Annotated in this window: 20 protein-coding genes; 9 read left to right on the forward strand and 11 right to left on the reverse strand. The window is 66.4% G+C overall.

Features of this window, described 5'->3' with window-relative positions:
- Positions 1-11 precede the first annotated feature (11 nt).
- On the reverse strand, positions 12-1028 hold the full coding sequence (locus tag CYD53_RS26525) for a TRAP transporter substrate-binding protein (RefSeq protein WP_103721094.1): 1017 nt from the start codon (positions 1026-1028) through the stop codon (positions 12-14).
- Positions 1029-1146: 118 nt separating this feature from the next.
- On the opposite strand from CYD53_RS26525, the gene CYD53_RS26530 reads away from it, so the two are divergent.
- The gene (locus tag CYD53_RS26530; protein WP_103721135.1) at positions 1147-2229 is read left to right on the forward strand and encodes a LacI family DNA-binding transcriptional regulator; all 1083 of its coding nucleotides are present in this window, start codon (positions 1147-1149) and stop codon (positions 2227-2229) included.
- Between the two features lie 104 nt (positions 2230-2333).
- Here CYD53_RS26530 and CYD53_RS26535 read toward each other — a convergent pair whose 3' ends face one another.
- The 5 genes from CYD53_RS26535 to CYD53_RS26555 are packed head-to-tail and all read right to left on the reverse strand — an operon-like array spanning position 2334 to position 6403.
- Entirely contained in the window at positions 2334-2669 is a 336-nt protein-coding gene (locus CYD53_RS26535; RefSeq protein WP_103721095.1) for a hypothetical protein, read from the reverse strand.
- On the reverse strand, positions 2669-3568 hold the full coding sequence (locus tag CYD53_RS26540) for a DUF6772 family protein (RefSeq protein WP_342751746.1): 900 nt from the start codon (positions 3566-3568) through the stop codon (positions 2669-2671). Before CYD53_RS26540 ends, CYD53_RS26535 begins: the two co-directional genes overlap by 1 nt.
- 6 nt (positions 3569-3574) lie before the next feature.
- Complete coding sequence (locus CYD53_RS26545; protein WP_103721096.1) at positions 3575-4411, reverse strand: carbohydrate ABC transporter permease; 837 nt, start codon at positions 4409-4411, stop codon at positions 3575-3577.
- The gene (locus CYD53_RS26550) at positions 4404-5279 is read right to left on the reverse strand and encodes a carbohydrate ABC transporter permease (RefSeq protein WP_103721097.1); all 876 of its coding nucleotides are present in this window, start codon (positions 5277-5279) and stop codon (positions 4404-4406) included. Before CYD53_RS26550 ends, CYD53_RS26545 begins: the two co-directional genes overlap by 8 nt.
- On the reverse strand, positions 5279-6403 hold the full coding sequence (locus CYD53_RS26555) for a mandelate racemase/muconate lactonizing enzyme family protein (RefSeq protein ID WP_103721098.1): 1125 nt from the start codon (positions 6401-6403) through the stop codon (positions 5279-5281). Before CYD53_RS26555 ends, CYD53_RS26550 begins: the two co-directional genes overlap by 1 nt.
- 98 nt (positions 6404-6501) lie before the next feature.
- On the opposite strand from CYD53_RS26555, the gene CYD53_RS26560 reads away from it, so the two are divergent.
- Genes CYD53_RS26560 through CYD53_RS26575 form a run of 4 tightly spaced genes read left to right on the forward strand, consistent with a single transcriptional unit; the run spans position 6502 to position 10661 of the window.
- Positions 6502-7293 carry a FadR/GntR family transcriptional regulator gene (locus CYD53_RS26560; protein WP_181012042.1) on the forward strand — a complete coding sequence of 264 codons (792 nt, stop codon included), beginning with the start codon at positions 6502-6504 and terminating at the stop codon, positions 7291-7293.
- On the forward strand, positions 7265-8563 hold the full coding sequence (locus tag CYD53_RS26565) for an ABC transporter substrate-binding protein (protein ID WP_103721100.1): 1299 nt from the start codon (positions 7265-7267) through the stop codon (positions 8561-8563). Before CYD53_RS26560 ends, CYD53_RS26565 begins: the two co-directional genes overlap by 29 nt.
- 56 nt (positions 8564-8619) lie before the next feature.
- On the forward strand, positions 8620-9909 hold the full coding sequence (locus CYD53_RS26570) for an ABC transporter substrate-binding protein (RefSeq protein ID WP_103721101.1): 1290 nt from the start codon (positions 8620-8622) through the stop codon (positions 9907-9909).
- Positions 9909-10661 (forward strand): SDR family NAD(P)-dependent oxidoreductase, encoded by a 753-nt coding sequence (locus CYD53_RS26575; protein ID WP_103721102.1) that lies wholly within the window; start codon positions 9909-9911, stop codon positions 10659-10661. Before CYD53_RS26570 ends, CYD53_RS26575 begins: the two co-directional genes overlap by 1 nt.
- A gap of 131 nt (positions 10662-10792) precedes the next feature.
- On the opposite strand, the gene CYD53_RS26580 is transcribed toward CYD53_RS26575, so the two are convergent.
- Genes CYD53_RS26580 through CYD53_RS26595 form a run of 4 tightly spaced genes read right to left on the reverse strand, consistent with a single transcriptional unit; the run spans position 10793 to position 16351 of the window.
- Positions 10793-12406: a hydantoinase B/oxoprolinase family protein gene (locus CYD53_RS26580; RefSeq protein WP_103721103.1), complete on the reverse strand. Its 1614-nt coding sequence runs from the start codon at positions 12404-12406 to the stop codon at positions 10793-10795.
- A complete protein-coding gene (locus tag CYD53_RS26585) occupies positions 12406-14457 on the reverse strand; it encodes a hydantoinase/oxoprolinase family protein (RefSeq protein ID WP_103721104.1) in 2052 nt (683 codons plus the stop codon). The genes CYD53_RS26580 and CYD53_RS26585 overlap by 1 nt, the downstream gene beginning before the upstream one ends.
- A gap of 33 nt (positions 14458-14490) precedes the next feature.
- Complete coding sequence (locus tag CYD53_RS26590; RefSeq protein WP_103721105.1) at positions 14491-15324, reverse strand: PfkB family carbohydrate kinase; 834 nt, start codon at positions 15322-15324, stop codon at positions 14491-14493.
- A gap of 13 nt (positions 15325-15337) precedes the next feature.
- Complete coding sequence (locus CYD53_RS26595) at positions 15338-16351, reverse strand: SIS domain-containing protein (RefSeq protein WP_103721106.1); 1014 nt, start codon at positions 16349-16351, stop codon at positions 15338-15340.
- 194 nt (positions 16352-16545) lie between these two features.
- Between CYD53_RS26595 and CYD53_RS26600 the strand changes: the two genes are divergently transcribed.
- Together CYD53_RS26600 and CYD53_RS26605 are read left to right on the forward strand one after the other, a co-directional pair.
- On the forward strand, positions 16546-17292 hold the full coding sequence (locus CYD53_RS26600; protein ID WP_181012043.1) for a GntR family transcriptional regulator: 747 nt from the start codon (positions 16546-16548) through the stop codon (positions 17290-17292).
- Positions 17293-17359: 67 nt separating this feature from the next.
- On the forward strand, positions 17360-18685 hold the full coding sequence (locus CYD53_RS26605) for an NAD(P)/FAD-dependent oxidoreductase (protein WP_425428350.1): 1326 nt from the start codon (positions 17360-17362) through the stop codon (positions 18683-18685).
- Between the two features lie 92 nt (positions 18686-18777).
- On the opposite strand, the gene CYD53_RS26610 is transcribed toward CYD53_RS26605, so the two are convergent.
- Positions 18778-20304: an ABC transporter substrate-binding protein gene (locus CYD53_RS26610; RefSeq protein ID WP_103721109.1), complete on the reverse strand. Its 1527-nt coding sequence runs from the start codon at positions 20302-20304 to the stop codon at positions 18778-18780.
- 444 nt (positions 20305-20748) lie between these two features.
- Here CYD53_RS26610 and CYD53_RS26615 point away from each other — a divergent pair, with 444 nt between their 5' ends.
- Together CYD53_RS26615 and CYD53_RS26620 are read left to right on the forward strand one after the other, a co-directional pair.
- On the forward strand, positions 20749-21177 hold the full coding sequence (locus tag CYD53_RS26615; protein WP_103721110.1) for a RidA family protein: 429 nt from the start codon (positions 20749-20751) through the stop codon (positions 21175-21177).
- A gap of 11 nt (positions 21178-21188) precedes the next feature.
- On the forward strand, positions 21189-22346 hold the full coding sequence (locus tag CYD53_RS26620; RefSeq protein WP_103721111.1) for an NAD(P)/FAD-dependent oxidoreductase: 1158 nt from the start codon (positions 21189-21191) through the stop codon (positions 22344-22346).
- The last annotated feature ends 9 nt before the right edge of the window (positions 22347-22355 follow it).

Raw genomic sequence — 22355 nt, forward strand, 5'->3', positions numbered from 1 at the left:
GCGCTCCGGCCTCAGGCCAGCTTGCCGACAGCGCCTTCGAGCAGCCCCCAGGCTTCGTCGCCGAAGCGCCCCTGCCAATCCTTGTAGAAGCCGGCCTCGCGCAGCTTGGCGCGGAAGGAGTCGGGATTGGTCTTGTTGAAGGCGAGCCCCTTGGCCTGCAGATCGGCCTGGACCGTTTCGTTCAGGCCCTTGATGTCGGCGCGCTGCTTGACCCCGGCCTCGTTGATGGCGTCGCTGACGATCGTCCTGACGTCGGCCGGCAGGGCGTTCCAGGCGCGGCCATTGGCGATGAACCAGAAGCCGTCCCAGATATGGTTGCTGATGGCGCAGTTCTTCTGCACCTCATAGAGCTTGGCGACCTGGATGATCGGCAGCGGGTTCTCCTGCGCGTCGACGATCCTGGTCTGAAGCGAGGAATAGACCTCGCTGAACTGCAGGCTGGCGGGTGCGGCCTCCAGCGCCTTGAACATCGCGATCGAGAGCGGGCTCACCGGCACGCGGATCTTCAGGCCCGCCATGTCCTTGGCGGTCTCGATCGGCTTGCCTGACGTCGTCATCTGGCGGAAGCCGTTGTCCCACATCTTCTCGAAGGCGAAGAGGTTCACCTTGGCGATCGCGGCGCGGACATGGGTGCCGAGCGCGCCGTCCATCGCCTTCCAGACCTGGTCGTAATCGGCAAAGGCAAAGCCAACCGCATTGATCGCGGCGACAGGCACCAGCGTCGCGATCACCAGCGCCGAGGGCGTGAAGAAGGTGATGCCGCCATTGCGGACCTGGCTCAGCATGTCGGTGTCGCCGCCAAGCTGGTTGTTGGGGAAGATCTTGATCTCGACCCGGCCGTTGGTCTTCGCCTTGACCTGTTCGGCGGCCTCGGCGGCGCGCACGTTCAAGGGATGGCTGAGCGGCAGGTTGTTGCCGTATTTCAACTCGATCTCGGCGGCGCGCGCGATATGCGGCATGCCGATGAGGGGAATGGCAGGCGTCGCGGCAAGCGTGCGCAGCACCGTGCGGCGGGTCAATGACGTCATCGTAAACCTCCCTGGATCGCCTCGCGACCTGATTGATTGTCGTCTTCTTGCCAAAACGATAGGAATTGCCGATGAGGTCCGTCAAACTCATTCTCTGATGGTTTTTGATTGGTTTTGCATGCCCTTCTCTCAGGATGACAGCGCCACGGACGAGAGCGCGGAGAGCCTGCCACGTCGCCGCCGCATGGCTGGGATGGGCGATGTGGCGCGGCTCGCCGGCGTCTCGAGCGCAACCGTCGACCGGGTCTTGAACCAGCGCCCCGGCGTGCGATCGGTCACGGTGCAGCGCGTCCTGAAGGCGGCCGGCGAGCTCGGCTACGTCATGGACGGCGCCCTGCCGGCCAGCGCGCTCAAACCCCTGCGCCTCGCCTTCCTGATCCCCGCCGGCACGAACCGCTTCCTCGGTATGCTCGGGCGCCTGATCGGCAGCTCGCAGGACCAGCTCGCCTCGTTCAACATGCGGGCGCGCGTCGACTATATCGAGAGTTTCAAGCCCGAATTGCTGGCCCAGCATCTGCGCCGCATCGGGCGTGACGTCGACGGCATCGCCTTCATGGCGCTGGAGCACCCGACGGTGCGCGAAGCAGTCGACTGGCTGGCCGAACGCGGCGTGCCCACGGTGACGCTGATCTCGGACATCGCCAAGACGCGGCGCGTCGCCTATGTCGGGCTCGACAACCGCTCGGCGGGGCGCTCGGCCGGCTACCTCATCGCCCGCTTCATCGGGCCCAGGCCCGCCAAGGTCGCGATGATCGCCGGCAGCCTGAGCTACCGCGCCCATGAAGAGCGCGAGATGGGCTTCCTGCATCTGTTCGAGGAGCTGTTCCCGGCAATCGAGGTCGTCGGCCTGCGCGAGGGCCATGACGACGAGGCCAGGAATTATCGCCAGACCAAGACGCTCCTGGCGCAGCATCCCGACCTTGCCGGCATCTACAATATCGGCGGCGGTCCCGAAGGCATCGCCAGGGCGCTGAAGGAGGCGGGCCGGCAGCACGAGGTCGTCTTCGTCGGCCATGGCCTGACGGCGGAGACGCGCGCCCTGCTCATCGAGGGCGCGATGGATGCGGTCATCACCCAGAATCCGCAGGCGGCGCTGATGGATTGCGTCGCGATCTTCGCCAATCTGCGCGCCGGGCGACCGGCCCTGCATGGCACGGAAAGCCCGCGCACCGAGATCATCCTGCGCGAGAACCTGCCGTGAAGAGAGCCGTCCTCAGCGACCGTTTGAGATTCGAGCCCTCATCCTGAGGAGCCGCGAAGCGGCGCCTCGAAGGATGAGGGCTGAGAGAAGCCTCAAGCCGTCTCTCAAGCCTTGAAATGCATGCTGACCAGCACGGTGATCTCCGCCCCCGCGGGCAAGGACGCCGTGACGCGCAAGAAATTGCCGAAATGGGCGAGGCGCTGGAAGGTGACGGCGTTCTCCGCCGCCGGCAGATCGAATTCCGAACCTTCCGGGGCCCAATGCATCCCGTCGGCCGAGATCTCGATGCGCGCCTTGGGGAGTTTGCCCTTGGGTAGCTTCAGCGCCCGCACGAAGACAATCGCCTCCTTGGCCCAGCCGGCCTCATAGGGTTCGGTCGCGCTCATCCCCGTCCAGATCTCGTTGCGAGCGACGATGGCGGTGAGGTTCTCGGGCAGCATCAGAAATCTCCCGACAGGCAAACGGAATCGAGATAGGCGAAGGCGCGCTTGTCGGTGTCGGTCTCGGCGAAGAAGCCGATGTTCAGCATGCACCAGAGGTTCTTCATCGCCGGGATGCGGATGCAGTCATAGGTCGACATGTCGAAGACGCGGTCATTCACCTGGAAGCGCGTCGCCTGCATCGTCGCGAGGTCGAAGTCGAAGCGCAGATAGTGCCAGTTCACCTTGGTCGGGATCTCGTTGTAGCAGAGCCGCTGCTCGCCGCCCGGCAGGTCCTCCCAGTCGGTCGGGGCGAGATGGTAATGCGTGATCGTCTTGCCGGCCGTGCCGATCGGCTTGATCGGCGTCGTCTTGCGCTTGAACTGCCATTTCTGCAGATGCACGCCGTTCTCGGCGTTGAGGAAGCGCAGATGCGGCATCACCCGGTTGCCGCCCGCGCCATGCTGGTCGCCGACCTGGAGGTCGTAGAGGAAGCCGAAGGAGCGGATGTCGGTCTCCGAGAGCTGGAGCTCGGTCGCTTCGGGCTTGAAGGTGAAATAGGTCTCGAGCCGGATCGGGCCGGCCTTGCGAAAGGTCAGGCGCTTGATCGCGACATTCTGCGCACCCGTCTTCGGCCGTGTCGCGATCTTCAGCGCATAGGAGCCGTCGACCCCGCCATGCGAGCCGAAATCCCAGTTCGGCAAGGTCGAGAGCATGGCATGGCTGTGCTGGGCGTAGCCCGGCAGCATCGCGTCGAGCGAGTGCTCGTAATTGCCGACGAGCTGGGTCCAGCCGCACATGCCGCGGTCGAAATCATCGAGGCAGATGATGCGCGGCAGGGGGTCGAAGCGGCTCAGGCTGGGATCGGCCTCGCGGATGGCGCGGCGCATGTCGTCGAGCTGCGAATTGGGTGAGGTCATTGGTTTCTACCCCTTCACCGCGCCGGCGGTCAGGCCGGCGACGAGATGCTTCTGCATGAGGATGACGAAGGCGAGCACCGGCAGGAGCTGGACGGTCGAGGCGGCGAAGAGCACGCCCCATTCGACGCCCTCGACCGCGCCGATCATCTCCGAGATCACCAAAGGCGCGGTCTTGGCCTTGGTGGTGGTGAAGATGAAGGCGAAGAGGAACTCGTTCCAGGCATAGACGATGACGAAGACCGCGACCGCGAGCATGCCCTGGGCCGCCATCGGCAGGATGACGCGCCAGACGATCTGCATCTGCGACGCGCCGTCGATCATCGCCGCCTCGTCGAGCTCGCGCGGGATCTGGTCGATGAAGGTGCGCATCACGATGGTGCCGAGCGAGACGAAGAAGGTGGCGTAGAGCACGATCAGGATCAGATGCGTGTCGTTGAGGCCGAGCCAGTTCACCACCGGAAACAATGGCAGCGTGATCACGATCGGCGGGATCAAGCGGATGAAGATCAGGAAGAAGGCTGAGGCCTGCAGACCCTTCGAGGCATGGCGCGAATAGGCGAAGCCGGCGAGCAACGAGACCAGGACGGCGAGCACGGTCGCGCCGACCGTGACGATGAAGCTGTTCCAGAGCCCGAAGAAGAAGTCGCCCCAGCGACTCCAGAGCAGTTCGTAATTCGCCAATGTCGGCGCGAAGCTGAAACGCGAGGTCAGCGAGAAGATATCGCGGTCCGATTTGAAGGACGACATCGCGATCAAAGCAATCGGCAGGACCGACCAGGCGACGATGACGAGGACGCCCAGCAGCTTCAGGATCAGGCGAGGGAGGGAGGGTGATTTAGACATGCTTGCCGAACATCTCCCGGTAGAGCCGGCGCAGATAGAACAGCGCGAGCAGGAGCGAGGCGAGCACGAGCAGCCAGCCCGTGGCGGCAGCCGAGCCGAAGGCGTTGTAACGAAAGGCCTCGAGATAGAGATAGACCGCCAGCACCTCGGTGGTGCGCGCCGGCCCGCCGCCGGTCATCAGCCAGACCTCGGAGAACAGCCGGAAGGCGAAGATGTAGCGAAACAAGGCCGCGATCAGCAGGGCCGGCATCAGGAGCGGCAAGGTGATGCGGCGAAACGCGGTCCAGCTGCTGGCTCCGTCGATCGCGCCGGCCTCGTAGAGATCGCTCGGGATCGACAGCCTGGCGGCGTAGATGATGATGAAGGAGAAGGGCAGGTGCAGCCAGATCGAGAGCAGCGAGACCATGAACAGGCCATGGTTCGGCTTCACCGCCCATTCGATCGGAGGCAGGCCGACGAAGGAGAGCATCTGGCTCATCATCCCGACATCGGGCTCGAACAGATAGCGCCACATCACCACGGCCGAGACCTCGCTGACCGCATAGGGCGCGAGCACGATGGCGAGCAGGATCGGTCGGAACGGCACGCCCGAGGCGAAGAACAGCGCCATCAGGAGGCCGAGCAGCAGTTCGATATGCACGACCACGGCAACCACGATCACCGTGTTGACGAGCGCGCGCCAGAAATAGGGATCGCCCAGGACCTTGGCGTAGTTGGCGAGGCCGACGAAGCTTGCGGCCTGGCCGAAGGAGGACTGGTTCAGGCTGAGCCAGAACACATAGATCGCCGGCAGGAAGATGATGCCGCCGACCATGAGCTGGACGGGGCCGACCAGTGCGATGGCCGAAAGGGGCGTGCGTGCGGTCATCAGGCGATCCGGAAACGCTTGAGCGCGTCGCGATCGATCTCGATGCCGAGGCCAGGGCCCTGCGGCACGGCGAGCTTGCCGTCGGTGAGCTGCCTGCCCTCGCCGACGATCGGATGCGTGAAAGCATCGCGCAGCGGGTTCTCGTAGACCATGCACTCGAAGGTGCGGAAGCTCTCCGCCGCCGCGGCGAGCTGGAGGCTGGCGGCGACGCAGATCGCGCCGGACCAGCCGACATGGGGGGCGTAGGCCGTGTTGAAGGCGGCGGCGAGTTCGGCGATGCGCCAGGTCTCGGTGATGCCGCCCGAGCGCGTCACATCGGGCTGGATCAGCCCCAGCGAACGGTCCCGCAGCATGATCAGCGCCTCGGAGGCGACATAGTCGCTTTCGCCCGCCGCGAGCCTGATCGGCAGGTGCTGGGCGAGCCGACGATAACCCTCGCGATCATGCGGTGCGATCGGCTCCTCGAAGAAGCCATAGCCGAGATCGGCCAGCGCCCGGCCGACGATCAGCGCGTCATCGACATCATAGGCCCAGTTGGCGTCGACATAGAGGGAGATGTCGTCGCCCGCGAGCTTGCGGACGAACCGCGCCCTGGCGATCGCGTCCTTCAGCGGGTGGCCGAGCTTGACCTTGATCTCGCGGAAGCCGGCTTTCAGCGCCGCCGCAACCTCTGCTTCCACAGTCGCATCGTCGAGCCAGTTGATCGAGGAGGCATAGGCCGCGACCTCGCTGCGCCCGATGCCGCCGAGCAGCTTGTGGATCGGCAGGCCGGCCTGTTTGCCGGCGATGTCCCAGAGCGCGATGTCGACACCCGCGATCGCCTCGACCAATTGCCCGCCGGGGCGGCCGGAAAGCGCAGCACGCATCGTCTTCCAATGCGCGCGCCGGTCGGCCGGGGCCTTGCCGATCAGGCGGGGGCCGAGCACCTCCTCGATCAACCGCGCGTAGCCGGCCGCGCCGCGCCGCGCCAGGGCCTCGCCGAACCCCACCACGCCGTCGCTGGTCACGACCTCGACGACGACAAGCTCGATGGCGGGATAGTCGCCCTGCGAGGTGCGCTGCACCTTGGCAAGCGTGGCGCGCAAGGGATGCGCGATGATCTGCGTGATACGGCTTGCCGTCATGGCGGCGCTGTCCTCCCCAGGACATTAAACTTATCTGATAGGTTGATCAGTTGCAAAGATGAGCGGCATCTGTCAATCATCAATTCATGGAGACGATGATGAACGACGCCGCCCTGACAGCCGCGATCGACAGCGACCCGTTCGGCGGGTCCGATGTCGTGCCGACGCGGCTCGGCGACGCGCTGATCGCGCGCATCACCCAAGCGATCCATGACGGACGGTTGAAGCCGGGCGACGCGCTGCCCTCGGAATCGCGGATCGCGGCCTCCTTCGGCGTCAGCAAGCCGATCGCGCGCGAGGCCATTCGCCAGCTCGCGGCGATGGGCGTGGTTCATATCCAGCAGGGCAAGGTCACGCGCGTACAGGCGCTGAACGCCGCCCCGCTCGACCGCTTCTTCCGCTTCGCCGTCAGCGGCAGCAAGACCGGGTTGATCCAGGCGGTCGAACTGCGCCGCATCCTCGAACCGCCGATCGCCGCCCATAGCGCCGAGCGCCGCAGCGAAGCCGATCTCGAGCGCCTGCGCGGGATTCTGCAGCGCATGGAAGCCGCGCTCGGCGACGTGCCGCGCTGGATCGAGGCCGATCTCGATTTCCACGAGGCGATCGCCGCGTCATCGGGCAACCGCCTGCTCGATTTCCAGATCAGGGGCCTGCGCCCGGTGATCCGGCAGGTGATGGAGATCTTCAATTCGCGCGAGGCCCGCACCCAGGCCGATTGGCGCAAGACCTATGAGCGGCATGTCCGCGTCGTCGAGGCCATCGCCATCGGCGACATTGCTGCGGCGCAGGCCGCCATGAACAAGCATTTCGAAGCGGCTGAAGCCGCCATCGCGGAAATCGCGGCATCCCGGGAGGAATACCATGACGACAGGACAAGGGCTCGACCGTAGAGAACTGCTAGGTGGCCTCGCGGGTCTGAGTTTCGCCGGGCTGGGCGCTGCGCCCGCCCTCGCGCAGGCCGGTCCGCTCAACGTCTTCGCTCACCGCGTCATGCAGACGGTCGCGACCGGCGCGCAGGGCGGCGACATCACCAGGGACTGGAGCCAGAAGACCGGCGCCACGATCCAGTGGACGACCTTCGACACCGGCCCGCTGCAGGAACGCTTGTTCCGCGAGGCGAGCCTCGGCGAGACCTCGGTCGATGTCGGCTTCCTCCTGAACACCCAGGCGATCCCGCGCGCCGCCAATCTGTTCGAACCACTCGACGACTATCTCAAGCGCGACCCGCTGGAGGATGCACCCGACATCTTCCCGGGGCTGATGGAGGGGATGAAGGTCGGCGGAAAGCAGCTCGCCATCCCCTTCCGCCATGCCTCCTCGGGCCTGCACTACAATGAGGAGCTTCTGGCCGAGAAGGGCTTCAGCAAGCCCCCAGCGACGATCGAGGAGATGGTCGAGATCGCGCGCGCCTGCACCTATCGCCGCAGCGACGGCACGGCGGTGACGGGCCTGTGCATGCCAGGCGTGACCTATCCCAATGTGATCGACATCGCGCGCGCCTGGGATGGCGACTTCATCACGCCGGACTTCAAATGCGTCGCCGACCAGCCGGCCATGCTGAACGCGATCAAGCTCTTGCGCGCACTCTTCGAAAGCGGGGCGTTTCCGCGCAATTTCGCGACGCTCTCGCCCGAGGACGTCAATGTCTGGATGCAGACTGGCCGCGCCGCGATGAGCCTGCAGAGCATGGGCCGCAACCGCATCTACAACGACCCGCAGAAGTCGAAATTTCCCGGCAAGATCAAGACGATCGCGGTGCCGGCCTCGAAGACGCTCGCCGGGAAATATGACGCCGCGCCGGCCAAGGTCGAGTTCTGGGGTCTCGTCATTCCCAGGAACGCCAGGCGCAAGGAGCTCTCCTGGAGCTTCATCAAGGCGATGGTTGCAAAGGAGGCGACGCTGAAGGCGGCGCTCAATGGCAACGGCCCGGTGCGCGCCTCGACCTATGCCGAGGCAGGCTTCGCCGGCACCGTGCCCTATGCAGCCGAGGAGCTGAAGGTGCTGAAGGTGGCGCGCGTGCCGATGCCCGCCTTCGATGAAGCCGCACGTGCCGGCGACCTGTTCAAGGAAGAAGCGGAAGCGGCCGTGCTCGGGCTGAAGACGCCGGAGGAGGCGATGGCCTCGCTGGTCAAGCGCGTGCAGCCGCTGCTGCCCGCCTGAGATCGACCACATGACAACGCGCGAGACAGCGCGAGCCAAACCCTCGGAGGACAAGCATGACCATATCCATCTCGCGTCGCGCATTCGGCCTGATCTCGGGCGGCGCCGCGGCCTCGCTCGCCTTGCCGCGCATCGCCCGCGCCCAGGCGAAAACCGTCACCGCGCTCGGCCATCGCGTCCATCAGACCTCGGCCACGACCGGGCCGGGCGGCGACGCCACGGAAGCCTGGCGCAAGCAATCGGGCGCGAGCATCAACTGGGTCACCTTCGGCGACGTCAACGCCATCCATGAGCGGCTGCTGCGCGAGGCGACGCTGGGCGAGACCACGATCGACGTCGCCTATCTGCTCAACGGGCGGGCCGTGCCGCGCAATCTCAAGCTGTTCGAGCCGCTCGACGCCCTGCTGAAGCAATCGGCCATCGAGGCGATGGATGATTTCGCACCGGGCCTGACCGCGCCGATGAAGCTCGACGGCGCGCTGCACGGCATCCCCGTCCGCCACGCCACCAACGCGCTGATCTACAACGAGGCGATCCTGGAGGAGCGCGGCGTCAGCAAGCTGCCGACCAGTTTCGAGGACTTGGCCGAGCTTGCCCGCAAGCTGACCTTCAAGCGCGACGACGGCACGCAGGTGAACGGCCTCGCCTTCACCGCCGTCTTCGCCTCGAACTTCCTGACGCTCGCGCGCTGTCTCGGCGGCGACTACATGACCACAGACGGCAAGCTCGTCGCCAACGAGCCCGGCATGGTCAAGGCGCTGACGCTGCTGGCGGATTTCTACAAGGCCGGCGTGCTGCCGCGCAATTTCGCGACCGTGAACAATGAAGAGATCACGACCTGGATGCAGCAGGGCCGTGCCGCGATGACGATCAACCCCTTCGCGCGGCTCGTGGCCTATAACGACCCGGCCAAGGGCAAATATGGCGGGCGCTTCAAATCGCTGCTGCCGCCGATGGCCGCGGATCTGGCCGGCAAGGTCACCTACGCGCCAACGACCGAATTCTGGTCGCTGGTGATTCCGAAGAATGCGAAGCAGAAACCGCTGAGCTGGGAGATGATCCGGGCGCTGTCGTCCAAGGCCGGGACCTTGGCCATGGCCCTGAACGGCAACGGCCCGACGCGGGTTTCGACCTATACCAACGAGAAGCTGAAAGCCGCCATGCCCTATGCCGCCGACGAGGCTGCCGCGCTCAAGGCCTCGCGCATCCATCTGCCGGCATTCGACGAGCAGGCCCGCGCCCACGACATCTTCCTGGAGGAGACGCAGGCCGCCGTGCTCGGCATCAAGCCGCCGCAACAGGCGATGGATGACGCGGTGAAGCGCGTGAAGCCGCTGCTCGGCTGATGGGCGAGACGCTGTCAGGATGCGTCGCCCTCGTCACGGGCGCAGCGCGCGGGATCGGGTTTGCGATTGCCACCGCGCTGGCGGAAGCCGGCGCGCATGCGATCCTGCATGATCGCGACCGGGAGGCGGCCCAGGCCGCGACGGCCGCACTTCTCGGCAGCGGAGCCTCGGCCTCCAGCCTGATCGCCGATCTCGCCGAGCCCCTGGCTCCCGCCGCCATGCTGACGGAACTTCGGGCGCGCGGATCTGAGCCCGACATTCTCGTGCTCTGCGCCTCCGCGGAAATCCGCGAGAGCTGGGATACGGTCAGCGACAAGGCCCTGCGGGTCCAGAGCGAGGTCAATCTGCACGCGACCGCGCGATTGATCCGCAGCTTCCTGCCCGGCATGGTGGCGCGCGGTTTCGGCAGGATCATCGCGATCGGCTCGGTGCAGGAGGCACGCGCCAATGCCGACTGCTTCTACTACGCCGCGACCAAGGCGGCGCAGACCAGCATGATCCTCACCCTCGCCCGCACGCTGCGCGCGCCGGACGTGACCTGCAACGTGATCCAGCCCGGCGCCATCCGGACGGAACGCAACCGCGCGGTCCTGGCCGAACCCGGCCGCGAGGCGCTCGCGCTGGAGCGCATCCCGCTCGGACGGATAGGCGCGCCGCAGGACTGCGCCGGGATAGCGCGGCTGCTGTGCTCGCCCGAAGGCGCCTATATCAACGGCGCCGAGATCGCCGTCGATGGCGGCATGCGCTTGTAACTGCGCTCAGAGCATGATGCCGAAAAGTGGGAACCGGTTTTCGGACGACATCATGCTCTAACGCTTTGATGAGAGGCGGATTCAGGTTTCAGACGGGATCATTTTTTGATCCCGTCTGAAACCATCCGGCACTAGGCCGGCAGCAACCGCCCTTCGGCGATATCGCGCGCCTTGTCCTGTGCGCTGCGCTCCGAGGGCGGGCCGTAGCCGCCGGCGCCCGGCGTGATGATCTCGACGATCTGCCCCGCCTCCAGCGCGCCGTCGCCCCTGACGAAGGGGCCGACCCCGTCGCTGAAGGCAAAGGAGCCGCCCTGCCCCGACTCGCCGCCGGCGATGCCCCAGGGACGCGAATTCAGGCGCGAATTGTCGACATTGAGGCGGCAGGGAGCCTCGGCACGGTAGACGCGGCGCAGGCCCATGCCGCCGCGATGCCGGCCCTGGCCGCCGGAACCGTCGACCAGTTCATAGCGCAGCAGCGTCAAGGGATACTCGACCTCCAGCGCCTCGACCGGCAGGTTCGAGGTGTTGGTCATGTGGACATGGACACCGTCGAGACCGTCCTTGGTCGCACGCGCGCCCGAGCCGCCGCCGATGGTTTCCAGATAGACCCAGAGATCGCCGCTGCCGGGCCTTGCGCCCATGAAGGTGGCGGAGGCGACCGCGCCCGAGCAGGCGGCGATGACGCGTTCCGGCACGGCCTGGGCAAGCGCGCCGTGGATCAGATCGACGACACGCTGGCAGGGTGCGATGCGCCCGTTCACCGCCGCCGGATGCAGGCAGTTCAGCACCGTGCCTTCCGTCGCCGTGATGGTCAGCGGCCGGGCGAGGCCGGCATTGGGCGGGATCGTCGGATCGGCCACGGTCTTGACGGCGTAGTACACTGTCGAGAGCAGCGCGGTGTAGACCATGTTGAAGCCGGCGCGCGCCTGCGGCGGGGACTCAAAAGCGAGCTTCATCTCCTCGCCCGCGACCGTGATCTCGACCGAGAACTCCATCGGCTCCTCGACCTCGGGATTGTCGAAGAGATCAGCGAAGCGATAGACGCCGTCGGGAATCGAGGCGATGCCGGCGCGCATCTTGCGCTCGGCATAATCCTGCAAGGCCTTGCCCGCCGAGAGCACGGTCGTGCGGCCATATTTGTCGCAGAGCGCACGCACGCGCTCGACGCCGAGGCGGTTGGCCGCCATCTGGGCGCGCAGATCGGAGAGGCGCTCGCGCGGAACCTGGCAGTTGAGCAGGATGAGCTCCTGCACGTCCTTCATCAGCACGCCGCCGTCATAGAGCCGGATCGGCGGAATGCGCAGGCCCTCCTGATAGATATGGGCGTGGCCGCGATCGGCGAAATCGGAATGGTGCGCCGTGTTGACCGCCCAGGCGACCATCACGCCGTCATGGAAGATCGGCTCGGCCAGGACGATGTCGGGCAGATGGGTGCCGCCGCCCTCATAGGCGTCATTGCCGATGAAGACGTCGCCGGGCTTCATCTCGGCGATGGGATGGCGCTTCAGGATATGCGGGATGATGCCGATGAAGGAGCCGAGATGCATCGGGATATGCTCGGCCTGGCAGAGCGTGTCGCCGGCGATGTCGAAGAGCGCGGTCGAGCAGTCGCGGCGCTCCTTGATGTTGGTGGAATAGCTCGCCTTGACGAGGGCCTCACCCATTTCCTCGGTGATCGAGGCAAAGGAGGAGCCGATGACCTCGACGGTGATCGGATCGACGGCGACGGTGGCGGTGACGTTCATCACGGCGTCTCCAGGATCAGGTTGAGGTAAGGCTCGACGGTCGCGATCATCCCCGGCAGCAGCACGGTGGTCGAATCCATCTGCTCGATGATCGCCGGGCCGGCGATGACATTGCCGGATTTCAGCTTGTCGCGATCATAGATCTTGCACGCCACGAAGCCGCCAGCCTCGGGGAACCAGACCTCGCGGCTGCCGATGATCGCATGGTCCGATTCCGGCCCGGCATCGGCCTGCGGCCGGAACTGCGCCTTGGGCACGAAGCCGATCGCCTCGACGCGGTAGGTCACGAGCTGCACCGCCTCGCCTTCGGCGACGAAACCGTAGAGCCGCTTATGCGCCTCGGCGAAGCCATCGGCCAGAGCCGCGATGGTCGCGCTCGAGATCGGGCCTTCCGGCACGTCGATCGACAATTCGTAATTCTGGCCCTGATAGCGCAGATCCGCCGTGCGCCGGAGCTTGCGGTCGTTGGGCGCGACCTTCTCCTCGGCGAACCAGTGCTCGCCCTGCGCCACGAGCCCGGCGAAGGCCTCCGTCATCGCGCCGACCAGCCCGTCGCCCAATGTGGCGAGGCGGGTCGTGGCGAAATTGGCGCGCAGATCGGTCAGCAGCAGGCCAAGCGCGCAGCCGATGCCGGGATTGCGCGGCACGACGATGCGTTTCATCTCCAATTCGCGCGCCAGCCGCGCCGCATGCAGCGGACCGGCGCCGCCGAAGGCGACGAGCGCGTAGTCGCGCGGATCATGCCCGCGCTGGACCGAGACGACGCGGATCGCCTTGGCCATGTTGGCGGTGACGACCGAGATGATGCCTTGGGCGGTCGCCATCACGTCGAGGCCGAGCTGGTCGGCGAGCCGTCCGATCGCCTGCTTCGAGAGATCCTGCCGGATCGGCATGCGGCCGCCGAGCAGATGGGTCGGGTTCAGCGTCTGCAGCACGACATTGGCGTCGGTGACGGCGGGCTCGGTCGCACCGCGTCCGTAGCAGACCGGGCCGGGATCGGCGCCGGCACTGCGCGGGCCGACCTTGAGCAGCCCGCCGGAATCGATCGCGGCGAGCGAGCCGCCGCCGGCCCCGACGGTGTGGATGTCGAGCATCGGCGCCTTGATCGGGTAGCCGTGGACGATCGCGTCGCTGGCGAATTTCGCCTCGCCGCCGCGCAGCAAGGCGACGTCCGAGGAGGTGCCGCCCATGTCGAAGGTGATCAGGTTTTCGATGCCGGTCATCCGGCCGATCGCCTGCGCGGCGACGACGCCGGTGGAGGGCCCCGACAGCACGGTGCGCACCGGCAGGCGGGCAGCCATGTCGAAGCCGATGACGCCGCCATTGGACTGCGTCAGATGCGGCGTCGTGGTGACGCCGAGCTCCATCAGCCGGTCGGCAAGGCGGCGGATATAGCCCTGCATGACCGGGCCGAGATAGGCGTTCACCACCGCCGTCGAGATACGCTCATATTCGCGGAATTCGGGCGCGACCTCATGCGAGGCGCAGATGAAGGCCTCCGGAAACTCCTCGGCGACGATGCGCTTGGCGGCCTGCTCATGGGCGGGATTCACGAAGCCGTAGAGGAAACCGATCGCCACTGCCTTGACGCCGGCCGCTTTCAGGGCGCGGGCGGCAACCCGCACGCCCTCTTCATCGAGCGGAATCTCGACCGAACCGTCATGGCGCAGGCGTTCCGAGACACCGAAGCGCAGATCGCGGGTCACCAAGGGCGGCGCCTTGTCGGCCTGGAGATCGTAGAGATCGGGGCGCTTCTGGCGGCCGATCTCGATCAGATCGCGGAAGCCCTCGGTGGTGATGAGACCGGTCTTGACGCCGCGATGCTGGATCAGGGCATTGGTGCCGACCGTGGTGCCATGCCCGAAATAGACGACTTCGCTCGGCTTGGCGCCGACGCGTTCGGTGCCTTCCTGCGTGCCGCGCGCAATCGCCCGGGAGGGATCATCCGGGGTGGAGGGCACCTTCCAGACCGCCACCTCGCCGGTCGCGTCGTCGAACAGACAGACGTCGGTAAAAGTTCCCCCGGAATCGATCCCGATCCGCCAAGCCATGAAGCCACTCCCGCCTTCAGTTCGATGTCATGCTCAAGTCATGTCGGGCGGCATCGACCAAGCCGCACCATGGCCGAAGCCCCCTTGATATCCGCAGACCATAGCGGCGTGATCGGCGCCGGCGGCAAGCGCCTCATCCAGAGCCGCGCCATGCAGCAGGCGCAGGATGAAGGCGGCGATGAAGCCATCCCCGGCGCCCAGCGTATCGACGATGCGCGCCTCGCTGATACCTTGTGCGTAGACGACGCCGTCAGACAAGGCCAGCGAGCCGCGCGCGCCCCGGGTCACGACCGCGATCCGCGCGCCCTGACCGATGCAGCGCTCGAGCAAGGCGCGGCACTCCGCATCCGAGCCATTGGGAAAGGACAGGAAGGCGATGTCGAGCGCCGGCAGCGTCGCCGCCAGATTGGCGTCGGTCCAGCGCTCGGAGAAATCATAGGACAGCAGGCGGGCGGCGCCCCGCACCGTTGGAAGCTCGGCCTCCAGCTCGCTGTAGACGCTGGAATGGACGAGATCGAAGCCCGCGACATAGGCGAGGTCTTCAGCGCCGAAGCCGCCCCATTGCCCGCGCACGCCGCGCTCGGAACGCAGGAAGCGGCGGTCATTGCCGTCATGGCCGATGAAGGCGCGGGCATTGCCGCCGGGCAGAATGCGGCAATGCGCGGTGTCGACGCCCTCCTGCCGCAAGGCCTCGACCAGCAGCATGCCGGCCTCGTCCGTGCCGATGCAGCCGAGATAGCCGGCCTGCGCGCCAAGCCTGCGGGCGAGCACGGCGACATTGACGGCGTTGCCGCCGGGAAACTGCAGACCCCGATCGACATAGGTGTCGACCGTGTTGTCGCCGAGGCCGAGCACCCTGTGGGCCATCACCGCGCTCCGCTCAGTAAGCCACTTTCCACATATAGCGGCGGGTCGTCAGCGGCTGGTTGTGCAGCACGGAGAGATGCACCGACAGGCGCTTCAGCGCCGATTGCAGGATATAGGGCGCCATGATCGGGCGGATTTCAGGCGCGATGCCCTTCATCGCGAAGTCGCGGGAATCATATTTCATCACGCGCTCGGCATAGGTGTCGCAGAAGCTCGAAACGCGCTCCATCAGCGGGCGGCTCGGATCCTCGCCGGTGATCAGGATCAGCGGCGTCGAGCGATCGACGATCTCGAAGGGGCCGTGGAAGAACTCGGCCGCCTCGATCGGATAGCTGTGCAGCCAGAGCATCTCCATCAGGATGCAGACGCCGAAGACATAGGCCGTGGTGAAGCCCGGCCCCGAGGCGACATGGTAGAAATTCCGGTCCTTGGCGTAGAGCACTGCGTCCGCGGCGGCGCGCTCCTCGTTCTGCTCGGCAGCGTCGGCAATCGCGCCAGGCAAGGCATCGAGCGAGGCGAGCAGCTTGTCGCCGAGCGGCCAGCCTTCCTTCTCCGTCATGATGCCACCGACCAGAGCCTGCATCAGCATGAACATGGCGATGAAGGATTCGCTGGTGTCGCCGACGATGAAATGCTGCGGCACGGCCTGCGCCAGCGGCTTGTCGGCATATTGGCTGAAGGCCACGACCTGGCAGGGCTTGTCCTTCAGGAACCGCGCGGCGGCGACCGTCTCCGGCGTCGTGCCCGATTTCGAGGCGAGCAGCACCAGGGTGCGGCCATCGAGCCGGGGCGGGTCGATCGCCATGAACTCGGCCGGGAAGTAGCGGCGCACCTCGATGCCGGGTGAATAATGCTCGAGCCAGTATTTGATGCCGAGCATGGCGCGGTTGGCCGAGCCGGCGGCGACGAGATAGATCCGGTCGACGCCGGGGGCGAGCTTGCGGCCGAGCGCGAAAGCCTCGGGCACGGCAGCCTGCGTCTGCGCGAGGCCGTCCAGCACGCGGGCGCGGTCGTAAGCGATGGACATGAGAGAAAGCCATTTCCTGACAAGCGAGAATTGGTATATACCAATCAGCTATACCAATTGCTGTCAAGCATAGTCCAATCAATCAGGATATGTCGTCGCATGGGTTGGTCTGGCGCGTTTTTCGGCTTCCAGTGATGGAAACCGGGCGCTATCCCAGTTCAACTGCGACGACGGGAATCCGAGAGACGCCAGCCATGCGCGAACCCGTGAAGCGGGCCAAGCCGATCTATGTCGAGGTGCAGGACTACCTGCTCGACCTGATCAACGGGCCCGATTACGGCCCGGGAGACCGGATTCCGTCCGAGCGCGTTCTGGCGGACACGCTGCGGATCAACCGCATGACCGTGCGCAAGGCGATCGACAAGCTGGTCGAGCGCAATGTGCTGGAGCGCAACGGCACCAGCGGCACGCGCGTCCCCCTGGTCCAGGTCACGCGCCCGATCGAGGTCAGTTCCTCGCTCGGCATCACCCGGATCATCCGCAACTCCGGCGGCAGCCCCGGCAACAAGCTGCTGCATTTCGGCGAGGAGGCGGCGACCGAGAGCATCGCGCGCCGGCTCGATCTCCCGACCGGCGCCGACCTCATCATGTTCCGCCGGCTGCGCACGGTGAATGACGAGCCGTTCTGCATCGAGACAAGCTATCTCCCGGCAATGCGCTTCGCCGGGCTGGTCGCGGAGGACCTCGTCGCCGGGCAATCGCTCTACGCGTTGCTGAAGGCCCGCTACGGCGTCGAGGCCAGCGCCCGCGATCGCGAGATCGGCGTCGGCATCGCAACCGACATGGAAGCCCGCCTGCTGTCGCTCAAACCCGGCTCGCCCACCCTCGTATTGAGGCTGGTGGCGCGCGACGGCAGCGGCGCGCCGATCGAATACATGAAATCGGTGAACCACCCTCACCACGTCGTCTTCCGCAATTCCACGCCGACCCCGCAGGACTGACCATGCCGCCGCTCATGCCCCGCCCCCGCCGTGAAGCCGGCTCGTTTCCTCCGGCCGGGGAGACCATCTGATGGGCATCACCATCGAGACGATCGATCCCGACGCCACATTGCCCGGGAGCAGCGATGTCGTCGTCATCGGCGGCGGCATCATCGGCATCATGACGGCGATCTTCCTGGCCAAGGAGGGCGTTTCCGTCACCGTCTGCGAGAAGGGCGAGGTCGGCCACGAGCAGTCCGGGCGCAACTGGGGCTGGGTCCGGATCATGGGCCGCGACGCCAGCGAAATCCCGCTCGGGCTGGAGAGCATGCGGCTCTGGTCGGAGATGGACAAGCTGGTCGGCGGCGATACCGGCTTCACCCGCTCGGGCATCGTCTATGTCGCCGACACGCCGGCAAAGCTCGCCGAGCACGAGGCCTGGCTCGACCATGCCAAGCAGTACCAGCTCGATTCACGCCTGCTGAGCGCGCGCGAGATCGAGAGCGTGCTGCCCGGCTGCAAGCGCGCTTTCGCAGGCGCCCTGTTCACGCCGAGCGATGCCCGCGCCGAACCACAAAAAGCGGTGCCGGCCATGGCGCGCGCGCTGCAGCGGCTCGGCGGGCAGGTTCTGACGCGCTGCGCCGTGCGCGGCATCGAGACCAAGGCCGGCCGGGTCAGCGCCGTGGTGACGGAGCGCGGCACGATCGCCTGCCAGCGCGTCGTGCTTGCCGGCGGCGCCTGGTCACGGCTCTTCCTCGGCAATCTCGGCATCGACTTCCCGCAGCTCAAGGTGCTGGGCTCGGTCCTGCGCACCGAGCCCCTGGACGGCCCGCCGACCCATGCCGTCGGCGGCTCCGATTTCGCCTTCCGCAAGCGCCAGGACGGCGGCTACACCATCGCCCATCGCGGCGCGAGCGTGGCCGAGATCGTGCCCGACAGTTTTCGCCTGATGGCCGATTTCCTGCCCTCCCTCGTCAAGCAGCGGCATGAATTGAGGCTCAGGCTCGGCCAGCGCTTCCTGGAGGAGGCGAAGACGGTGCGGCGCTGGTCGCTCGACGAGACGACGCCCTTTGAAAAAACCCGCGTGCTCGATCCGGCGCCTTACGACTCGATCCTGAGCGAAGCGCAGGCCAATCTCGTCGCGGCTTTCCCCGCCTTCAAGGGCATGAAGGTCGCACAGGCCTGGGGCGGCTTCGTCGATGCGATGCCCGACGCCGTGCCGGTGATCGGCGAAGTGCCGCGCCTGCCCGGCTTCTTCATCGCCAGCGGCTTCTCCGGCCATGGCTTCGGTATCGGCCCGGGCGCGGGCCGGCTGATCGCCGATCTCGTCGCGGGCAAAAACTCGATGATCGACGCCAAGCCGTTCCGGCTGGAGCGTTTCGCGCGGCTGGAGCGGACGACGCGGGCGGTGTGACCTCCCATGTCATGCTGGGCGCGACCCGAGCATCTCCTGCAGGAGATTCTCGGGTCGGCGCTTCGCGCCGCCCGAGAATGACGGTTGCAGCCTCAGCTGAGCGACGTTTCTTCCATCGAATAGGCCGAGAAGAAGTTCGTGCCGCCGGGCAGGCTCTTGAAGCCGGTCACGCCCTTGACCATGCCGTAGCCCTGCGAGCGCCAGGCAAGACCGACCAGCGGCGCCTGCTGCTGCGCGATCTTCTCGAGCTCGGCATAGATCACCTTGCGCTTGGCGGGATCGAACTCCGAGCGGCCCTTGACGAAGAGGGCGTGGATTTCGGGCGTCGGCATCTGCCAGCTGCGCGCCATATTGGCCGGCAGCTCGCCATCGAGCAGCGGCGCGAGGCCGTCGGGGTCGTTGTTGTCGGCGGCCGTGCCCTGGATCAGGAATTCATACCGCCCCTTGCCGGCGGCATCGACGCGCCCCGCCCAATCCGGCAGGTTGAGCTTCACATCGATGCCGATCTCGCCGAGATGGGCCTGCACGACCTCGGCGGTGGATTTGTGCATGCCGTATTGGGCCGTCGAGAGCAGGGTGCAGGAGAAACCCTTGGGCACGCCCGCCTCCGCCAGCAGCTTCTTTGCCTTGTCGGGATTGTAGCTCCAGAATTCCGAACGAGCCTTGTCGAAATAGGGGCTGGAGGGCGGGATCGGGATGCTCTCCAGCTTGCTGCCGCGGCCGAAGAAGGCCGCCTGGACGATCTCCTCGCGGCGAATGGCATGGGCGACCGCCTGGCGCAGGCGCACATCCTTGAACGGCCCGCTGCCGCCATTGAAGTTCAGGCCCATGAAGGGGCCGTCGGCGGCGACCAGCGTCAGGCGCGGATCCTTCTCGATCGCGCCCATATGCTGCCAGGGCACATATTCGATCAGGTCGATATCGCCGGCCTGCAGCGCCGCGACACGCAGATTCTCGTCGGCATAGGCGACGAGCTTCACGCCGGCGAGCTTGGGCAGGCCGGGCTTGTAGTATTTGTCGAACTTCGCGACCTCGATCGAGACGCCGCGTTCCTGGTCTTTCAGCGTGAACGGCCCGGCGCCGACGCCCAGACCGGTCCGGCCCTCGATCGAGTCCTTGGCGATGATCGGCATATGCGGGCTCGCCAGCCAGATCGGCAACGTGGCGGTGGGCTCCTTCATGACGATGCGCACGGTGCGCTGATCAGGCGTCTCGATGCGTTCGACGCCGCCGAACTCGGCTTTGAGGAAGGCTGTCGAATTTGGCGCCGCGACCTGCTCCAGCGTCCACTTCACATCTTCGGCCGTCACCGGCTTGCCGTTGTGGAACGTTGCCTGGCGCAATTTGAAGAGCCAGCCGGTCGGCCCATCCTGCGTCCAGGATTCCGCGAGTTCGGGCCTGGCCTCGCCATTCTCGTCGAAGCCGGTCAGGCCGCGGAAGATCAAGAGCTTGACCGTCAGTGCGGCGGTGCCGGTATGGACCCAGGGCTGCAGGCTCGGCGGGAAGCTCGACAGGCCGAAGCGCAGCACTTTCCCGGGGGCCTGCGCAAAGGCTGAGCCTCGAACCAGCGGCAGGCTCGCCCCAGCGGCGAGGAGGGCACGGCGCGAAATCATCGTCATCGGAAATCCCCTTTTTTATCAGCCTGAAGCCAGCATGGATTGGTGTATACCAAACTGTCAATCGCGGCCCTCGGCTGGCGCGGCGCGCCCCGCATCGGGCGTGCCATTGCATCACGGCGATCGAACGGAGCCGACAACCACGGACAGCCTATTCTTCTCCGTCATGGATGCCATCACGAAATAATTGCCTGAACCGAGCACCCGCGGAGAAACCCGTTTCCGAGCGGTTCGGCTCCGCGCACCGCCAAACGCGGGTCGCCACAGGCGAAAATGGTCTCATCGAACAAGGCCGGGCGCCGCGTAGCCTCGCATTTGATCGTCTTGACAGCAGCGTACGGCTTGAATGGTATACACCAAGCCGCTCCTCCCGAGCCGGCCAACCAATCGCCGGCCGCCTGACGAAACCCGTCGAGCCCGGCGCGCCATGCCTGAAGGAGGCCTCCCGTGAGCGAGATCATCAAAGTCAAATCCGGCAGCAAATATGAGGATTTGAACAGCTACTCGCGGGTCGTCGTCGCCGGCGACATGATCTTCGTCTCCAACACCGCCGGCCGCAACTACAAGACCCGCGCCATCGCCAGCGATGCCAAGGGCCAGGCCGAGCAGGCCTTCAGCAACATCGAGGGTGCGCTCGCCGCCGTGGACGCCTCATTGAAGGATGTCGTCGCGATCAAGGTCTTCGTGCCCGATATCGCCGATATGGAAGAGGTCAACGAGGTCGTCGGGCGCAAGTTCAGAGGCATCGACCCCGCCAACACCACGACCTGCACGCCGCTCGGCCAGCCCGAGCTCAAGGTCGAGTTCGAGGTCACCGCCTATAAGCGCCGCAAGCCCGACGAGGCCGAAAAGCGCATCAGCGTCGACCTCTCCTGAGGTTTGGCCCGATGCCTGACGTCGTCATCGTCGGAGGCGGGATCAGCGGCGCGGCGGCGGCCTATGAGATCGCGCGCGCCGGCCATTCCGTGACGCTGTTCGAGGCACGCAGCCTCGCGGCGATGGCCTCCGGCTGGACGCTTGGCGGGGTCAGGCAATCGGGCCGCGACCCGGCTGAATTGCCGCTGGCGAAGGCGGCGGTCGCGCGTTGGGGCGGGCTTGACGAGGAGCTTGGAGCCGTGACCGGCTATCGCCGCCGCGGCAATCTGCGCCTGGCGCGGACGGAAGCGGAGGTCGGGGTGATCCGCGACCTCGTCGCCCAGCAGCGCGGGCTCGGGCTCGAGATCGATTATCTGCCGGACAATGCCGCGATCCGCGCGATCGCTCCAGCGATCGCTCCGTCAGTCCTCGCCGCGTCCTTCTGCCCGGGCGACGGCCATGCCGACCCGATCCCGGCCGTGCGGGCCTACGCCGGCGCTGCCGCGCGCCATGGCGCGGTGATCCGTGACGGCGTCGGTGTGCGGGCGCTGATCCGCTCCGGCGAGACGATCACCGGCATCGAGACGAACGACGGCGAGATCGTCTCGGCTGGACGCGTCATCCTGGCGACAGGCATCCATGCGCCCGAATTGCTGCGGCCGCTCGGCCTCGACCTACCCCTGCGGATCAGGCTGGTCTGCGTGCTGCAGAGCGTACCGCTGCCGCCCTTGTTCGAGCAGGTTTTCGGCGTCGCCAATGCCGATGCCGCCGGTCGTCAGGAGATCGACGGGCGTCTGCGCGTCACCACCGGCATCGGCGACTGGCCGCATGAGCCCGGCTCCTGGAGCCCCGACAATCTCGCACCACGCGCAGCCGATATCGCCACCCTGATCGATCGGGTGACGCAGGTTCTACCAGTTATGGCGGATGCCGGCGTCTCGCGGATCTGGGGTGGGCTGATCGATCTCACGCCCGACGCACTCCCGGCGATCGACGCTCATACCGGGCTCGATGGGCTGGTCGTGGCGGCCGGCTTTTCCGGGCATGGCTTCGGCATCGGCCCGATCACCGGCGAAATCCTTGCCGATCTTGCGCTGATGCGGCAGCCGCGCTTCGATCTCAGCCCCTTCAGGCTAGGCCGCTTTGCCGGCTCCACCGCCCCGGATTCCGTGCTGACCCTGCACGGCTAGAGGACTGTC

Source organism: Allobosea psychrotolerans (assembly GCF_002917105.1).
GTDB classification, from domain to species: Bacteria; Pseudomonadota; Alphaproteobacteria; order Rhizobiales; family Beijerinckiaceae; genus Allobosea; species Allobosea psychrotolerans.

What these genes read in the sequence shown, in the direction of transcription:
- CYD53_RS26570 (WP_103721101.1), top strand. Translation starts at nt 8,620, where the DNA reads ATGACCATATCCATCTCGCGTCGCGCATTCGGCCTGATCTCGGGCGGC.
- CYD53_RS26585 (WP_103721104.1), bottom strand. Translation starts at nt 14,457, where the DNA reads ATGGCTTGGCGGATCGGGATCGATTCCGGGGGAACTTTTACCGACGTC.
- CYD53_RS26540 (WP_342751746.1), bottom strand. Translation starts at nt 3,568, where the DNA reads ATGACCTCACCCAATTCGCAGCTCGACGACATGCGCCGCGCCATCCGC.
- CYD53_RS26575 (WP_103721102.1), top strand. Translation starts at nt 9,909, where the DNA reads ATGGGCGAGACGCTGTCAGGATGCGTCGCCCTCGTCACGGGCGCAGCG.
- CYD53_RS26600 (WP_181012043.1), top strand. Translation starts at nt 16,546, where the DNA reads ATGCGCGAACCCGTGAAGCGGGCCAAGCCGATCTATGTCGAGGTGCAG.
- CYD53_RS26550 (WP_103721097.1), bottom strand. Translation starts at nt 5,279, where the DNA reads ATGACCGCACGCACGCCCCTTTCGGCCATCGCACTGGTCGGCCCCGTC.
- CYD53_RS26535 (WP_103721095.1), bottom strand. Translation starts at nt 2,669, where the DNA reads ATGCTGCCCGAGAACCTCACCGCCATCGTCGCTCGCAACGAGATCTGG.
- CYD53_RS26590 (WP_103721105.1), bottom strand. Translation starts at nt 15,324, where the DNA reads ATGGCCCACAGGGTGCTCGGCCTCGGCGACAACACGGTCGACACCTAT.
- CYD53_RS26595 (WP_103721106.1), bottom strand. Translation starts at nt 16,351, where the DNA reads ATGTCCATCGCTTACGACCGCGCCCGCGTGCTGGACGGCCTCGCGCAG.
- CYD53_RS26580 (WP_103721103.1), bottom strand. Translation starts at nt 12,406, where the DNA reads ATGAACGTCACCGCCACCGTCGCCGTCGATCCGATCACCGTCGAGGTC.
- CYD53_RS26530 (WP_103721135.1), top strand. Translation starts at nt 1,147, where the DNA reads ATGCCCTTCTCTCAGGATGACAGCGCCACGGACGAGAGCGCGGAGAGC.
- CYD53_RS26555 (WP_103721098.1), bottom strand. Translation starts at nt 6,403, where the DNA reads ATGACGGCAAGCCGTATCACGCAGATCATCGCGCATCCCTTGCGCGCC.
- CYD53_RS26620 (WP_103721111.1), top strand. Translation starts at nt 21,189, where the DNA reads ATGCCTGACGTCGTCATCGTCGGAGGCGGGATCAGCGGCGCGGCGGCG.
- CYD53_RS26560 (WP_181012042.1), top strand. Translation starts at nt 6,502, where the DNA reads ATGAACGACGCCGCCCTGACAGCCGCGATCGACAGCGACCCGTTCGGC.
- CYD53_RS26525 (WP_103721094.1), bottom strand. Translation starts at nt 1,028, where the DNA reads ATGACGTCATTGACCCGCCGCACGGTGCTGCGCACGCTTGCCGCGACG.
- CYD53_RS26610 (WP_103721109.1), bottom strand. Translation starts at nt 20,304, where the DNA reads ATGACGATGATTTCGCGCCGTGCCCTCCTCGCCGCTGGGGCGAGCCTG.
- CYD53_RS26565 (WP_103721100.1), top strand. Translation starts at nt 7,265, where the DNA reads ATGACGACAGGACAAGGGCTCGACCGTAGAGAACTGCTAGGTGGCCTC.
- CYD53_RS26545 (WP_103721096.1), bottom strand. Translation starts at nt 4,411, where the DNA reads ATGTCTAAATCACCCTCCCTCCCTCGCCTGATCCTGAAGCTGCTGGGC.